This is a genomic window from Alkalihalophilus pseudofirmus OF4 (genome assembly GCF_000005825.2).
In the GTDB taxonomy this organism is placed as follows: domain Bacteria; phylum Bacillota; class Bacilli; order Bacillales; family Bacillaceae_D; genus Alkalihalophilus; species Alkalihalophilus pseudofirmus.
In genome coordinates this window covers 733,509-747,760 of sequence record NC_013791.2, presented here as the reverse complement: position 1 = coordinate 747,760, position 14,252 = coordinate 733,509, and the positions used below count along the sequence as shown (strand labels likewise).

The following is a 14,252-nucleotide window of genomic DNA, read 5'->3' as shown; positions in this document are numbered from 1 at the left end:
TTTAATTCCTCCTTGTATTTAACACTTGGTATTTAACACTTGATTTATTATTTTTTTATTAATCGATCAAACTCTGCATCTAAAGAGTCATAATCAGATCCATAGTTATCTTCATCTTCGTCTTCTTCCTGCTCTGTTTTTTGGACAACTAACTTATAGCCAAAGTAAACAAGCAAGAGGCCAATCGCTAAACTGACGACACCGCCCATTCCTCCAAATAAAATGACGGCACCTAGAGCTAATAACACAATACTCGATGGAGACCATCCGGTTTCCTGCCATTTGGTATAACCAAGGTACATCATCCATGCTCCTAGCACTAAGCTGATTAAACCTCCTAAATGAATACCAAACATACTAAGGAGAATGCTTACACCAATGAATAATAGGATCGCTCCTCCTAACGCTTTTGCTGCTCTTCTCATTTTCACCCCTCCTTGCCTTTCGTTACTTCTATTGTAGGAAACAGCATCAAAATTGACCCCTTGCCTGAGCACGGTTTGCTCTCCGCCTCTAGACTGATCTTTCTCTCGGACCTTTGTCACTTCTTTGTCACTTCAGTGAACAAATTGTTTTTCAAATGAAATAAATTAGAGTTATGGTATATACTTTGTACGAACAAGCTTAAGGATTTTTTCTTTCATAAGTGAAATGATAGAATAGTTTTACTTGCTTTTGCATGGACTAGTAGTATATGGAGGTGACGTTATTGGGTGAAGTAACGATATGGCTTGCGTTTCTTGCGGGGATTGTATCCTTTTTATCCCCTTGTGTATTTCCACTAATGCCGGCTTATTTAGCACAATTAACTGGAACACAAGTGACAGGTAATAAAGTGGCCGCTGACAGAAAGATTATTTTAATGAGAAGTCTGGGCTTTGTAATGGGATTTACAAGCATTTTCCTTTTACTTGGCCTTTCCACATCACTCATCGGGCAGGCTTTCTGGGATTATAGACCACTTATAGAGCAGATTGGCGGAATCATTATTACGATTTTCGGTTTACAAATGATGGGCGTCATTTCTATACGGATGCTGTTATCTGATAAACGAATAAAAGCAAAACCACATAAGTCAAGCAGCTTTGCAGGATCTGTTCTGCTTGGATTTCTATTTGGGTCGGGATGGTCGCCGTGTATCGGTTTAGTTCTTTCATCCATTTTATTTTTAGCAAGTCAGGCAGATACAATGTGGAGTGGGATGTTCTTACTCTTAATGTACTCATTTGGCTTAGGCATTCCTTTTGTCGCAGTAGCGCTTCTATGGTCTCGCTCCCTTGATAAAATGCGCCGCCTGAACAAGTGGCTCCCTACGATTCAAAAAGTGAGCGGAGGAATTATGGTAGCATTGGGTATTCTTTTATTTACAGGACAGTTCAGTATTATTTCTGCTTACCTGCAGCGCATTGCTACAAACTTACCTTTTAATTTGTAATGGAAGAATTCTTCACAAAAAAACGGAGGGATCAATTTATAGATCCTCTCCGTTTTTTTCTTGTTCAAATAATCGAATTCTGTAACTATTCATTGCCGTCTCCCCAAGCAGATCAAGAAAATGATAGTTAGCTGCTGCCCCAACGATAGCACCAAAGCCTGGTATCATCTGCAGCATTTTCGGTAAATCAATAAAGTCACGATAGTTTAATTGAAACTCTTTCCAATCAACATGCTCCATATACTCTCTTTTACTAGGTAGATAATTGTACTCCTCTTCCCACTCTTCAATCCGCTTCAGAGCTTCAATACGCTTATCCCCGCTTGAGAAGGCAAGCTGGAAAAGACGCAAGACAAAAAGTCTCTCCCTGTAATCTCTTACATCATAGCCATATGCCTGGGCTACATCAAAGAGAAATTTCATTTTTATTCCGAGCAATAGAGGGAAATCAGCTAAACCAAGCAGAATGCCACCAGCACCAGTACCTGCGCCCTCAGCAGCTGCTGTTCGTTTATATGATTTGATCAGCTGTCTTACTTTTTCTTCACGTTCTTCTAAACTTAAATCATACAAGGGTTCTTTATTGGCAGTATGCTCTGTTCCAGTTAACGTAGCTTGAACCATATTTCTAATACCTGTCGTTACCACCGTATGAACCCTCTCAGGTATCATTGTATTCATTTTCACTTGAAGCTTTTTTGTGTAACGGCCTGCCATTGAAGGACGTTTTAACAGCTTCCTTTTCCAGCGCGTGACTTCTTCTTTGGCATTTTCCTTATACATTAGCACACTCCTTTTATATCCAATCATTTCTACTAATAAATGAGAAAAATGAGTTTACCATGCCTGCTTTTTGCGCTTATGAATCCATGTGGTGCTTCCGAGATAGCTAAACAATATTCCTATTGCAAGGCCAATTGCTGTAATTAAATAAGTAGAGCTGACCAATAAAACTCCTGTTAAGACAGCAGTCATAACGAGCAGCAGCCTGAAGCTGATCGTCGTAAGTGCTTCTTTTCTGTCTCCTTGTTCAATCGGATATAGGTCTACCCACATATTCGTGTCATAATGGAACCATAACGTAGACAGCTGCATCATTACCATATGCATAAATAAAAGAAAAACAGCAAGCTCCATCCATCCGTTTGGCAGTATGGCTAATAAGAAGCTCGCAACGACGACAAGCCTTACATACACTCCTAAGTAGTCATTTGCACGAATAAATGTTCGCGCAAATAAATAATGATACACGCTTTTTTTGTTCGCCGATAAGAATCCGAGCATTCCGTTTAAATACGAGCGGCTTCTCACTTGTTCCTTTAATTGCGGCACATCCGTAAATGCATTAGCAATACGATAGAAGAACATCAGCATTTTCTGCTCTACGGAAATTAAATGTTCCCATTTAATTGAAAGCTTCACAGCTAGTTTTTGATAATAGAACACGTACAACAGTGCCATGATTCCAACTACAGCTATAAAATAGATAAAATCAGCACCTGAAAATAACAGGTAAGTAAATACTCCATTCACCATAAGTCGTAATAGGAAGTGTGATCCTCTCTCCTGACCGCTAGCAAAACGCTGCTCTTGCCAAGTGCTCGCTACATTCCAAGCTTTTGCGATAAGCAGCATTAGTAGTACAAACCAGAAGCTTCCTGATTCATTTGAAATTCTTAATGCAAAAAGTGGTGCCAAGACAATAAAGATAACGAGCATCACAAAAGATTGCAGAATGTATGAATAGATCTGAGAAGCTCTGAAATATCGATCGAGCTTTGACTCATAAGGCAGTAAAAACACTACATCTGCCTGCTTCACAAATGTCCTGATACGTCCTCTTGTTAAAACAATCGCAAAGATGACTGTAAAAACCCATAAAGAAGGGAATGCTTCCGGTAATTCTTCTAATGCCTGACTATAATAGAAGCTTCCAATTAGGATGAGAAAGTAAACCGTAAATAAAAAACCGCTGTTTCCAATTAAGCGTAGATAACGTATCGCTTCATTCCAGTAAGAGCTGGTCCGCTCACGCCAAAGAGTCATCCCATCCCTCATAGGACCGCGTCCTTTGTCATCTCAATATAAATATCATCTAATGTGGCTTCAGGCATCTTTAGCTGACTTCTCATTTCATCAAGTGTACCAGTTAGCACCACTTTTCCATGATGAAGAATGACAAAGCGATCACAATAACGTTCTGCCGTCGCTAGAATATGGGTAGACATTAAGATAGCTGAACCGCGTTTTCGCATATCAGAAATGAAATTGAGAAAAGACTGAATACCAATCGGGTCAAGACCAACAATCGGTTCATCGACGATATACACAGGCGGCTCCACTAAAAATGCACTCATAATCATGACTTTTTGGCGCATCCCTTTAGAAAAATGACTAGGAAACCATTTTTTCATTTTTGTCATTTTAAATTCTTTAAGCAAGGCTTCTGCACGCTCTTCAAATACTGCTTGATCAAGATTGTAAGCAAGCGCCGTTAATTCAAGATGCTCCCATAATGTTAATTCATCATATAGAATAGGAGTTTCAGGTATGTACGCATATGAACGACGGTATTCATTGGCATCTTCGTGAAATGTCTTTCCTTCAATAGTGACACGGCCTTCATGAGGCTCAAGCAGTCCTAATATATGTTTAATGGTCGTACTTTTCCCTGCTCCATTTAAGCCGATTAACCCAACAATCTCTTCTTGATTAACAGAGAAATTCACATCATGCAGCACTGGCTTTTTAGGGTGATATCCCCCAGTAAGATGTTCTATTTTTAAACGTTGATTCATCGTTTGTTTGCCGCCTCCCTGGTTTAATTCTGATTATTCTATTCATTTATATAAAATTCTTAGATGCTTATATCCTTTTGATTGTACCAAATGAATGACTACCTTCTCCACCCGCACCCTAAAAACCTCTCTAAAACAAGTAAGAAGTAACCGGTTTCGGCTACTTCTTATTCTACCTTATGCATTTGGCTGTGGAGTATCCGTAGGTTCAGCATACCCCTCTTTATAATGCTCATCAATAAGATCACGAATGTCTTTTTCCGACATGCCATTATCGTACAATTCCATCGAAGCATGTGCTATCTCAAGGCAAACACCACATTTAGCCCCGTGATCATCCCAGACAATAGAGCCGTCTTCACCACGCTCATTAATAAAGCAATCAAACGTGCTGCGATGACCTACAGATTCCCCGCATCCACAATAGCAAGGCATATGTTCAAGCAGCTCTTGATAGTGAGGCGTACGCTCGTAAATCTGTGCAATCGAATCTGGATGATTTTCTAAAAATGTTGGCAAAACACTCGCCGATGCTGTTTCTTCATGAATATCGCCCATCATCATCGAATGATCAGCATGCTCATCCACCGCATTGTCATTTGAACAACCAGCGGCTGGAAAAGCAAGTAATATAACTACAAGGAAAAGACCTATTTTCTTCATATCCATTCTCCTTTCACAAGGTAACCACCCGTATTATAGCACGCCCCACCCAAAGAAAATGTGAATAAAAAAAGAAAAGCGAAATGATTCGATTAGGTAAGAGGAGGCTGGAGGTTCGACAATTAGAAGCCTCCTTTTGCTTCGTTTGGCGAAGTGAAGGCACCGAGTACCTGAATCATGCAGCTAGACAAAGAAAAGCGAAGGGGCATGCCCTGGCATTCGAAAACTTAGGGGAAGCAAAAAGAAGTCGCTTTTTGACTTCGTTTGATTCACAAAAGTTTCTCGAAGGACAATGCCCCGCAGTTAGACAAGAAAAGCGAAAGCGACTGGGCTGGCATGCGGCCAAATAAAAGTCTAATACCCTACCTGTCTGTTATTGAACTATTTTGAAAGACTTTATCAATTTGATTGCGATCATAATCTAATATCCAGTCATTATATTTGTCGTAAATAGTCCGTATTCTATCAGTCGATGTAGCAATCAAGTCACAGCCCCTATCATCGTAAATATGAAAAACGGTTTCCTTTTCACGATTTATAAAATAGACATCATGAGAAATAGCTGGCTTAAGCCCCATATCTTGATTACAGATTGCTTTTATCATAGGGCTGTAACGTATATCAGCTGTCGTGCATTTCAAAGAAAATCGATGAGTTCTATATATTCCTTCGTCGTCATCTTCTGAGAAAATAAAAGGAATGCTCCGTTGCTGCAGCTTAAACAAAACGGATTTCTGCTTCACATATTTTGAGAAGATATTTAGTTTACGTTTAAAGCTTTCTCCATCAGCAAAATCATTTACATCTATCACTAATAGGATTTCATCATCAGTTATATTGATAGAACCAATATTTTCTACAAGACTACCCCCTGTATCATTTGCATTATTCCCCCAAATAAAAGAAGCAGTCCTACATGATTGCTCATTGGACTGCTCCCTCTCTTAACATACGCTTATTAGTTAACCATTCTTGCTCCTTCGCCCCAATATTCTTTACGGATTTGAACCTTTTGGATTTTTCCAGAGGCCGTTTTTGGAAGTGCTTCTGCAAATACTACGCTTTTAGGAGCTTTAAAATGAGCCATTTTACTTCTAGCAAATTGAATCACTTCTTCTTCAGTAAGCTGATGTCCCTCACGCAATACGACGACAGCGTGTGGAACTTCTCCCCACTTCTCGTGAGGAACGGCAATGACAGCCGCTTCTAAAACAGCAGGGTGCTCATATAGGACGCCTTCTACTTCAATAGAAGAAATATTTTCTCCACCACTGATGATGACATCTTTTTTACGGTCTACAATTTCCATATAACCATGTTCATCTACAGTGGCCATATCCCCCGTATGCAGCCAGCCATCCCGAATCGTCTCACTCGTAGCATCAGGGTTTTTCCAGTAGCCTTCCATAACTCCATTTGAACGGACAACAATCTCTCCGATGCTTTTGCCATCCGCCGCTACTTTCTCACCGTACTCATTCACAACCTTCAACTTTGATCCAATCATCGAATAGCCTGTTTTTGCTTTTAGACGAGCTTTCGCTGCATCATCAAAAGAAAGCTGTTCTGAACGGATTTGAGAAGTTGTTACAAGCGGGCTTGATTCAGTCATTCCATACACTTGAATAAACTCCCAGCCCAATTCTTCCTCCACACGTGTTACAAATGCAGGAGGCGGAGCAGACCCAGCGATCACGACTCTCATATTATCCCTTTTCGGCACATTTTCTGTTTTAGCATATTCAAGCAGCATGTTTAAAACAGTAGGTGCCATATGAGCTACGGTTACCCCATTTTTCTCAATTTTTTCAAAAATAGTTTTCGGATCGATTTTTCTAAGCATTACTTGCGTTGCACCGTTCGCTGTGTAATAAAACGGCGAACCCCATCCATTCACATGGAACATTGGCAATACATGCAGCAACGTATCTTGATCACTCACACGCAAATGATGCTGAGTACTTAAAGCATGCAGGTAGTTGCTGCGGTGCGTTAACATAACACCTTTGGGATTTCCAGTTGTACCGCTAGTATATAAAATATTTGCTAGATCATTTTCTTCTAAAGGAACACGTTTAAACTCGTCTGTTGGAAACTGACTGAGCCATCGCTCATATGAAACCCCTGCCTGTTGATCCTCTTTAGCTCCATGAATGATAATGTGTTTTACTGTTTCTAGCTTATCAATAACAGGCTCCACTAGAGGGTACAATTCTTGGTCAACAAAAAGCACTTGAGATTCACTATGATTTAAGATAAACAAGTAATCTTCGGGCTTTAATCGTGTATTTAAAGAAGTCATCACTGCTCCTACCTGAAACACGCCATAGAAGCCTTCAAGCATATCTTCTGTATTGGGAGCAAGGTAAGCAACTTTGTCTCCTTTTTGGATACCTAGCTTTGTTAATCCATAAGACAATTGTTGTACTCGTTCATTTAATTGCTGATATGTAAGCGTTCTCTCTTCTCCGACAATAGCTGGCTTATCCCCATATAATTCAACAGCACCATCTAGAAAATCAAGCAAAACTAAAGGTACATGCATAATCGTTCCTCCTGCTTCTGATTTATTTAAATTTTCTAACTATATCATACCATATAGCCCTTACTGTGCCAATAACACACTGATGTTTATCTTCTGTTACAAAACAGACGAACGACTTGCATGTCCATAACTCACTAAGATATAGTAGAAAAAAGAAAATTACTCCATATTTAATCTATATTTATCCAAATCAAATCGAAAGGGTGATAAGATGTCTCACGATGTAAATTGTATATTTTGTAAGATCATTAAGGGAGAGATTCCTTCTGCAAAAGTTTATGAAGATGAAAAGGTTCTAGCTTTTATGGATATTAGTCAAGTTACAAAAGGGCATACATTATTAATACCTAAAGCTCACAAGGCAGATGTGTTTGAGCTTGATACAGAACTTGCCCGCCACCTTTTCTCAGTTGTTCCGAAATTAGCAAAAGGCCTTAAAGCTACATACAAGCCTGAAGGATTAAACATAGTAAATAATAACGGGGAAACAGCTGGCCAAACTGTCTTTCACTATCATGTCCATTTAATTCCTCGCTACGGTAAGGGCGATGGATTTGGCGCAGTATGGAAAGATCACAGCTCAGACTATAAGCCAGAAGAATTGCAAGAAATGGCAGCTGCTATTTCTGCACATGTTACGAACTGACCAAATGGTCAGTTCTTTTTTTCTGTACATTCAGAAAATATCTCTCCTTTCTTCTCCTTTTTTAAATAAATTATGGTACGATAATCGTATTAGAAAAAACATTACTGTAGTACCGAATTAAAGGAGTGGAGAGAGAAATGAGCAAACAGGTTTTTAACTTTAATGCAGGCCCTTCAGCCCTGCCTAAGCCAGTATTAGAAAAAGCACAAGAAGAATTACTTAATTTCGGTGACAGCGGCATGTCAGTTATGGAGCTTAGCCACCGCAGCAAAACATACGAAGCAGTCCATCAAGAAGCTAAAAGTTTACTAACCGAACTCTTAGAGATTCCTGACAACTACGAGATTCTCTTTCTTCAAGGCGGCGCTAGCTTGCAATTTTCAATGATTCCGATGAACTTGCTTAAAGAAGGTAAAACAGCAAGCTTTGTTATGAGTGGTTCATGGTCTGAAAAAGCTCTAAAAGAAGCTCAATTAGTTGGCGAAGCGAAGATTCTTTCCTCTTCAAAAGATGAAAATTACCGTTCAATCCCTGAAGTTAACTCATCTGAAATTAATGCAAATGATGCATACATTCATATTACATCAAATAACACCATCTTCGGTACACAGTGGTCCACCTATCCAGATACAAAAGATGTTCCTTTAATTGCAGACATGTCGAGTGATATCCTCTCGCGACCGATTGACGTCAGCAAATTTGGAATGATTTACGCAGGAGCACAAAAAAATCTTGGCCCTTCTGGTGTAACAGTTGTTATTATCAGAAAAGATTTGCTAGAGAGCGCCAATGACCAAATTCCAACTATTCTTCGTTACCAAACGCATGCTAAAGCCGATTCCCTGTACCATACCCCACCAACATTTGCGATCTACATGCTTCGTAATGTTTTACAGTGGGTGAAGGATCAAGGCGGTGCAAGCGGTATTGCTCAAGCAAACGCCAAAAAAGCACAGCTCCTTTATGCTACCATTGATGAAAGCAATGGCTTCTATACAGGACATGCGACAAATGAAAGCCGATCTCATATGAATGTAACGTTCACTTTAAAAAGCGAAGAACTCACTAAATCTTTCTTAAGCGAAGCAGCTGAAAAAGGCTTTGTCGGTTTAGGTGGACACCGTTCTGTTGGGGGATGTCGTGCATCAATTTATAATGCTGTTCCATTAGAAGCTTGTGAAGCACTAAGAGCATTCATGGTTGAATTCCAAAATAAACACGCTTAATTAGAAAGAGAGCTGTAAATGAACAGCTCTCTTCTAGACATATACTAAAAGCCATCCAGATAGGACTCCACTGATGATAAAACATGTAAACATGATCAATATTGTTTTTCTCCAATAGGTTCTCTCTGAAGCATCTTTCGTTTTCACAAACCTTGAAATTGAATAAATGAGACTATACATCAATAATAAACTTACAGATAGTACCAATAAAATGAGTGCGTGCTGCATAGTCATCTTCCCTCCTTTTTTTATTGTATGAGCGGCAGATGGCACACATGACGATCAATTATGGATGAGGTGAGAAAAATATGCATATTAAATCTTTACTTTCTGGGATTGTTGCTGGAGTTGTAGTAGCAGGTACAGCTACTCTATTCACTACCCCAGCATCAGGTCGTGAGCTTCAAGAAACGTGTAAGGATCGAGTTCTAAAAGTACGTAAAGGTGTTAAGCAATTTTCTAATGATTCCATCGTATTAAAAGAAAAAGTAACAGAAACAACCCAGCTAGGCATTCAATCAATTAAAGCAGTTAGCTCAGAAGTGAAAGAAAGTATTTCTGACTGGCAAAAAGAGGTTCAGCCAAGTATCGATCAGCTAAGAAAAGATACAGAAGAACTTCAACGCCGAGTATCTCAGATGAAGCAGCTAGATTAAGCTGCTTTCTCTTTAGTAAATAATCACTATATAAATATAGATTTACAAACATTTTTTAGAAAATTTCTAAAAAGAAGAGAATTCCTCTTTCTTTTTGACACATTCCTTGTCATAATAAGTAATAAAAGTATTCAGAAATAGCTTTATAAAAGATAAAGAAATATGAAGCGTGATAGGGGGAGAAAAATGGAGCCAAACGAACCTTACTCTTTAAAACAGTCTGTTATTTTCAATCATAAGGTTGCGCAATTAAGTAAAGCACTTTGGAAGTCGGTAGAAAAAGATTGGCAGACATGGATTAAACCATTTGATTTAAATATTAATGAACATCATATTCTCTGGATTGCTTATCATCTTGACGGTGCGTCTATTTCAGATATAGCCAAATTCGGAGTGATGCATGTATCAACAGCTTTTAATTTTTCAAAGAAGCTGGAAGAACGAGGATTCCTTACGTTTTCAAAAAAAGAGAATGATAAACGAAATACGTACGTTTGTCTAACTGAAGAGGGTAAGGAAATGTTTTTAAAAACATTAGAAACCTATGAGCCTAGCACATATGGAGTGTATGGGGGCGCCCTTCCAATCAAAGAATTATACGGGAAATTCCCAGAATTCTCTGAAATCATGAGCATGCTTCGCCATATCTATGGTCCTGATTTTGTAGATATGTTTGAACAAACCTTACAAAAATTTGAAGAAGGCTTTACTGAAGAAGAAGGCCGCTTGTCTCCAAGACGCCCAATGCTTGATGATCATTCTCTTACGAAAGAGTCATCTTAACCGAAAAAAATTGCGGAACGATTTCTAAAAATCGCTCCGTTTTTTTATTGTCTTTTTTTATTATTGTCGAAATCCTTTTATTTTTGTCAGAGGTATTGCATTTCCTAGAAAAAGGGCGTAAATTATTCAATTAGGTTGAGCATTAAATTTACTAGTTATCTTTTATTAGATTCGACCTTATATTCAACCAACTTGTGGTTCAACTTGTTTTGGAGGTGCAGCTTAGATATGAACTGCTGGAAGACCATTAATATTTCTCGTGATTATGGAACGTTGCGCCTAATCATGTTCTCATCAAGCACTGTTTTACTATCATTTTTATTTTATTATTTAGTCATGAGCACGATTGTGCAGACAACTGAATTTACTCAATTTGGCTTTGTTACAGTGGTGTTAAGTTTATTTGGGTTAGTCCTTACACATAAATTGCTTCACTGCCTTCCCATTTGGTTATTTGGCGGGCGTGCAAAGATCAAAATCAGTACAAGGAAATTATTGTTCCCTTTAATGGATATCAAATTAAGGGAGCCGCTTTCCCGAAATGTTTACTTATTGGCTCTATTTTCACCTTTAGTATTTATTACAACAGCAGGTGCGGTAGGATCCATTATGTGGCCGCAATTTTTACCTTATTTTTCGATCCTTACATCGATCAATTTCGGCTTGGCCTTTTATGATTTGGTTTACGCTTCTCACCTAATGAAAGCACCTAAACAGTGTTATATTGAGGATCATGATGAAGGCTTTCATATTCTAATAAAGCAAGCAGTATAGCAAAAAGCAGAACCCATTGGTGTGGATTCTGCTTTTTGTATGTTGAATTAATTATTTACGATCATCTCAAACGTGATTTCATCTTCAGGTAAATTGATGGCTTTTGCTCTAAAATCAATTTTCGGATCAACATCAATTTCAGTGACTTTTATATGCGCCAAACGATCTGCAGGATAGATATCTACCCATTCAGGCAGGTCAGCATACTCTTTAATCAGCTGCATAGCCCGGTCCTGTGGAAGCTGCAAGATACCGACCGATATATGGTCAGCTAGCAATAGAACATCGCCATTCTCCCTCACTTGCGGTTCAAAATGCATTTCTAAAGGGACTCTTTGACCTAAAATACTAAACTCGGACCTAAATTCAATCAATTCATCTCCAAGCTCTACTACATATGGAACACCAGCATCTTGTTTTTCGATTTCCCTCGCGATTAAACCATTTAATTTACTTTTAGAAGTCTCAATTGTAAATGCTGCTTCACTATCCACTGGAGCAGCTTGCGATAGATGTTCTTCATCAATTGGACCTGTAAATCTCATGACAAAAACAAAAGCAATAATAAGCACGATAATATTTATTGCGAGCAGCGTTAAAAACGCTAATTTAAATGGAAACTTATTTTTCGATCTCTCCATCTCTCCATCACCTCTCCCTTTGATCATACGTACTCTTATTCTATTTTACAAACCACCTAACCCCTGCATTCCCCTTATCATTAAAACTAAATCATGCATACTTCTATCTTTTTTTAAAAAGTTTTGATAAAGTTTAAGATAAGACAAAGCTAGACTGGAGGCAATTGAATGGTCTTATTTCTCGTATTTTTTGCCCTATTTATTTTGTATATGATCAATACAATGACGGATGCCTTATGTGAACGCAAAGAAATCCCGTCTGAAAAACAACCAAAAGTTTTTCGCACAATTAATATCTTAATGACAATTTTACTAACATCCACATACGTAAAATTCATGTTTACCTAGAAAAGCGAAGGCTACTGCTTTGGCTTGCGGTAAAATAAGGGGGAAGCGATGAGCAGCGCTCCTGGCTTCGTTCGATGCACCGTTATTTCCCGCAAGACAAGGAGCCGCAGCTAGACACAAAAAGCGAAGGCGACTGCTTTGGCTAGCGTTAAAATTAGTGTAAGGTCTATGTAAACAAAAAGAATGGGGCGCAATAGCGCTCCATTCTTTTTTGGGTGATTAGCAGCACCAAGAAGCACCGATAATCACTAATAAGATAAATAACACGACGATCAACGCGAATCCGTTATATCCATAAGAGTGACCCATTGTTTAATCCTCCTCCCCCTTAGTAAAGTGTTAAACCGTAAAGAGGTGTGTAGATGCTAGCACCAAGCTGCACCGACGATTACTAATAAGATGAACAACACCACGATTAACGCAAAACCTCCACCATGATATCCTTGAGACATAAGAACACCTCCTCTTTGCTTTGTTAGGATATACTATGCAAATGTCTTGATTAGGTACTAGGCGATTGCCCCAAAATTTTGAGACTACGTTTTAAACAGTACTGAAAATCATTCTCTAACAGAGTAATCTATGGTATAGTTATGTCTGAAAGAAGGATCGACTGTTCATTGTATAAAGTATGTGGGCCAGCTAAGAAGGTACATAGAAGTTAAAGATAATTCAACAAGATGGTTGGAACATAATCGTAGAAATTCAATGAATAGCGACAATTTTGAGGAGTTGAACTCATGAATAAACGAATGATCGCAGCTGTTGGTCTTGCATGTATGACTGCTCTTGCAGCTTGCAGCAATGATGATACTGCAACTGATTCTAATGTAGTAGTGACTGTGGATGGAAATGAAGTAACTGAAGCTGAATTTTATGACAAGATGAAAGAACGATACGGCCAAGCAACATTAGAGGAAATGGTGCAACGAGTTCTAATTGCTGATGCTAAGGATGAACTAGGCGTGACTGAAGAAGAAATTGAAGAAGGAATTGAGAACTTTAAAGGACAATTAAATGTCGAAACAGACGAAGAATTACTTGAAATTCTAGATGCTCAATTTAATATGACGTATGAATCTATGGATGATTTTGTAGAAGATATGATTGTTCCACCAATTGTTCTTGATAAGTTAGCCAAATCTGAAGTGAACGTAACTGAAGAAGATAAACAAGCTTATTACGAAGAGAACGAAGAGCTTTATGCTGAGCAGGTTCAAGCGAGTCATATTTTAGTTGAAGATGAAGAAACAGCAAACGAAGTCCTTGAAAAGATTGAAGCGGGAGAAGACTTTGGAGAATTAGCTGCTGAATATTCAATGGATGGTTCTGCTACTCGCGGTGGCGATTTAGGATTTTTCGGTACCGGCGAGATGGTACCTGAATTTGAAGAAGCTGCTTTTGGACTAGAAGTCGGTGAAGTAAGTGATGCTGTAGAATCTCAATATGGATACCATATTATTAAAGTAACTGATCGTAAATCTGGTTATGAAGATTTTGCAGATGATATCGAACAAGCACTGATTCAAGAACAATCTAAATCAACAGAGGAAGTATTACGCGACCTTGTCGACAATGCAACGATCGATATTAAAGACCCTGAGTTTGCAGACCTTTTTGAGGAAAGTGAGCCAACGGAAGAGACAACCGAATAATAACACAGCCGGCACCTTAATTGATAAGTGCCGGCTTTTCTCTTGCTTAAGCGCCCAAATTGCACTCTAGCCTATGTCAAAA

17 protein-coding genes and 1 pseudogene are annotated in these 14,252 nt (G+C 38.7%); 8 read left to right on the top strand and 10 right to left on the bottom strand.

Annotation, left to right across the window (positions count from 1 at the left end; translation table 11 throughout):
• Positions 1-47: 47 nt before the first annotated feature.
• A complete protein-coding gene (locus tag BPOF4_RS03725) occupies positions 48-545 on the bottom strand; it encodes a LiaF transmembrane domain-containing protein (protein WP_238446481.1) in 498 nt (165 codons plus the stop codon).
• A gap of 164 nt (positions 546-709) precedes the next feature.
• Between BPOF4_RS03725 and BPOF4_RS03720 the strand changes: the two genes are divergently transcribed.
• Positions 710-1,435: a cytochrome c biogenesis CcdA family protein gene (locus BPOF4_RS03720; protein WP_012957726.1), complete on the top strand. Its 726-nt coding sequence runs from the start codon at positions 710-712 to the stop codon at positions 1,433-1,435.
• A gap of 36 nt (positions 1,436-1,471) precedes the next feature.
• Here the strand turns inward: BPOF4_RS03720 and BPOF4_RS03715 are convergent, their stop codons facing one another.
• From BPOF4_RS03715 to BPOF4_RS03685, 6 genes and pseudogenes are all read right to left on the bottom strand, one after another.
• On the bottom strand, positions 1,472-2,218 hold the full coding sequence (locus BPOF4_RS03715) for an EcsC family protein (RefSeq protein ID WP_012957725.1): 747 nt from the start codon (positions 2,216-2,218) through the stop codon (positions 1,472-1,474).
• 54 nt (positions 2,219-2,272) lie between these two features.
• The gene (locus tag BPOF4_RS03710; RefSeq protein ID WP_012957724.1) at positions 2,273-3,493 is read right to left on the bottom strand and encodes an ABC transporter permease; all 1,221 of its coding nucleotides are present in this window, start codon (positions 3,491-3,493) and stop codon (positions 2,273-2,275) included.
• On the bottom strand, positions 3,490-4,233 hold the full coding sequence (locus BPOF4_RS03705; protein WP_012957723.1) for an ABC transporter ATP-binding protein: 744 nt from the start codon (positions 4,231-4,233) through the stop codon (positions 3,490-3,492). Before BPOF4_RS03705 ends, BPOF4_RS03710 begins: the two co-directional genes overlap by 4 nt.
• Positions 4,234-4,410: 177 nt before the next feature.
• Positions 4,411-4,896, bottom strand: coding sequence for a PCYCGC domain-containing protein (locus tag BPOF4_RS03700; RefSeq protein ID WP_012957722.1), 486 nt, complete (start codon positions 4,894-4,896; stop codon positions 4,411-4,413).
• Between the two features lie 362 nt (positions 4,897-5,258).
• Positions 5,259-5,741 (bottom strand): annotated as a pseudogene (locus BPOF4_RS03690) (DUF3885 domain-containing protein); the annotation flags it as partial.
• A gap of 113 nt (positions 5,742-5,854) precedes the next feature.
• On the bottom strand, positions 5,855-7,441 hold the full coding sequence (locus BPOF4_RS03685) for a long-chain-fatty-acid--CoA ligase (RefSeq protein ID WP_012957719.1): 1,587 nt from the start codon (positions 7,439-7,441) through the stop codon (positions 5,855-5,857).
• Positions 7,442-7,652: 211 nt separating this feature from the next.
• Between BPOF4_RS03685 and BPOF4_RS03680 the strand changes: the two genes are divergently transcribed.
• The 5 genes from BPOF4_RS03680 to BPOF4_RS03655 all read left to right on the top strand — a co-directional run bounded on the left by BPOF4_RS03680 (position 7,653) and on the right by BPOF4_RS03655 (position 11,526).
• On the top strand, positions 7,653-8,087 hold the full coding sequence (locus BPOF4_RS03680; RefSeq protein WP_012957718.1) for an HIT family protein: 435 nt from the start codon (positions 7,653-7,655) through the stop codon (positions 8,085-8,087).
• A 137-nt stretch (positions 8,088-8,224) separates the two neighbouring features.
• A complete protein-coding gene (serC, locus tag BPOF4_RS03675) occupies positions 8,225-9,313 on the top strand; it encodes a 3-phosphoserine/phosphohydroxythreonine transaminase (protein WP_012957717.1) in 1,089 nt (362 codons plus the stop codon).
• Between the two features lie 308 nt (positions 9,314-9,621).
• Entirely contained in the window at positions 9,622-9,969 is a 348-nt protein-coding gene (locus BPOF4_RS03665; RefSeq protein ID WP_012957715.1) for a YtxH domain-containing protein, read from the top strand.
• A gap of 186 nt (positions 9,970-10,155) precedes the next feature.
• Positions 10,156-10,752 (top strand): HTH-type transcriptional regulator Hpr, encoded by a 597-nt coding sequence (locus BPOF4_RS03660; protein ID WP_012957714.1) that lies wholly within the window; start codon positions 10,156-10,158, stop codon positions 10,750-10,752.
• 228 nt (positions 10,753-10,980) lie between these two features.
• Positions 10,981-11,526 (top strand): DUF3267 domain-containing protein, encoded by a 546-nt coding sequence (locus BPOF4_RS03655; RefSeq protein WP_012957713.1) that lies wholly within the window; start codon positions 10,981-10,983, stop codon positions 11,524-11,526.
• A gap of 47 nt (positions 11,527-11,573) precedes the next feature.
• On the opposite strand, the gene BPOF4_RS03650 is transcribed toward BPOF4_RS03655, so the two are convergent.
• Positions 11,574-12,167 (bottom strand): YpmS family protein, encoded by a 594-nt coding sequence (locus tag BPOF4_RS03650; RefSeq protein WP_012957712.1) that lies wholly within the window; start codon positions 12,165-12,167, stop codon positions 11,574-11,576.
• Positions 12,168-12,335: 168 nt separating this feature from the next.
• Between BPOF4_RS03650 and BPOF4_RS22595 the strand changes: the two genes are divergently transcribed.
• Positions 12,336-12,515 (top strand): hypothetical protein, encoded by a 180-nt coding sequence (locus tag BPOF4_RS22595; RefSeq protein ID WP_012957711.1) that lies wholly within the window; start codon positions 12,336-12,338, stop codon positions 12,513-12,515.
• A gap of 219 nt (positions 12,516-12,734) precedes the next feature.
• On the opposite strand, the gene BPOF4_RS21530 is transcribed toward BPOF4_RS22595, so the two are convergent.
• Positions 12,735-12,824 carry a YjcZ family sporulation protein gene (locus tag BPOF4_RS21530; protein WP_022626469.1) on the bottom strand — a complete coding sequence of 30 codons (90 nt, stop codon included), beginning with the start codon at positions 12,822-12,824 and terminating at the stop codon, positions 12,735-12,737.
• 56 nt (positions 12,825-12,880) lie between these two features.
• Positions 12,881-12,967 (bottom strand): YjcZ family sporulation protein, encoded by an 87-nt coding sequence (locus BPOF4_RS21525; RefSeq protein WP_075683146.1) that lies wholly within the window; start codon positions 12,965-12,967, stop codon positions 12,881-12,883.
• A gap of 288 nt (positions 12,968-13,255) precedes the next feature.
• Between BPOF4_RS21525 and BPOF4_RS03640 the strand changes: the two genes are divergently transcribed.
• On the top strand, positions 13,256-14,170 hold the full coding sequence (locus BPOF4_RS03640) for a peptidylprolyl isomerase (RefSeq protein ID WP_012957710.1): 915 nt from the start codon (positions 13,256-13,258) through the stop codon (positions 14,168-14,170).
• Positions 14,171-14,252 lie beyond the last annotated feature (82 nt).

Coding starts and splice junctions, on each gene's coding strand:
- BPOF4_RS03715 (WP_012957725.1), bottom strand. CDS start 2,218: ATGTATAAGGAAAATGCCAAAGAAGAAGTCACGCGCTGGAAAAGGAAG.
- BPOF4_RS03710 (WP_012957724.1), bottom strand. CDS start 3,493: ATGAGGGATGGGATGACTCTTTGGCGTGAGCGGACCAGCTCTTACTGG.
- BPOF4_RS03705 (WP_012957723.1), bottom strand. CDS start 4,233: ATGAATCAACGTTTAAAAATAGAACATCTTACTGGGGGATATCACCCT.
- BPOF4_RS03700 (WP_012957722.1), bottom strand. CDS start 4,896: ATGAAGAAAATAGGTCTTTTCCTTGTAGTTATATTACTTGCTTTTCCA.
- BPOF4_RS03685 (WP_012957719.1), bottom strand. CDS start 7,441: ATGCATGTACCTTTAGTTTTGCTTGATTTTCTAGATGGTGCTGTTGAA.
- BPOF4_RS03680 (WP_012957718.1), top strand. CDS start 7,653: ATGTCTCACGATGTAAATTGTATATTTTGTAAGATCATTAAGGGAGAG.
- serC (WP_012957717.1), top strand. CDS start 8,225: ATGAGCAAACAGGTTTTTAACTTTAATGCAGGCCCTTCAGCCCTGCCT.
- BPOF4_RS03665 (WP_012957715.1), top strand. CDS start 9,622: ATGCATATTAAATCTTTACTTTCTGGGATTGTTGCTGGAGTTGTAGTA.
- BPOF4_RS03660 (WP_012957714.1), top strand. CDS start 10,156: ATGGAGCCAAACGAACCTTACTCTTTAAAACAGTCTGTTATTTTCAAT.
- BPOF4_RS03655 (WP_012957713.1), top strand. CDS start 10,981: ATGAACTGCTGGAAGACCATTAATATTTCTCGTGATTATGGAACGTTG.
- BPOF4_RS03650 (WP_012957712.1), bottom strand. CDS start 12,167: ATGGAGAGATCGAAAAATAAGTTTCCATTTAAATTAGCGTTTTTAACG.
- BPOF4_RS22595 (WP_012957711.1), top strand. CDS start 12,336: ATGGTCTTATTTCTCGTATTTTTTGCCCTATTTATTTTGTATATGATC.
- BPOF4_RS21530 (WP_022626469.1), bottom strand. CDS start 12,824: ATGGGTCACTCTTATGGATATAACGGATTCGCGTTGATCGTCGTGTTA.
- BPOF4_RS21525 (WP_075683146.1), bottom strand. CDS start 12,967: ATGTCTCAAGGATATCATGGTGGAGGTTTTGCGTTAATCGTGGTGTTG.
- BPOF4_RS03640 (WP_012957710.1), top strand. CDS start 13,256: ATGAATAAACGAATGATCGCAGCTGTTGGTCTTGCATGTATGACTGCT.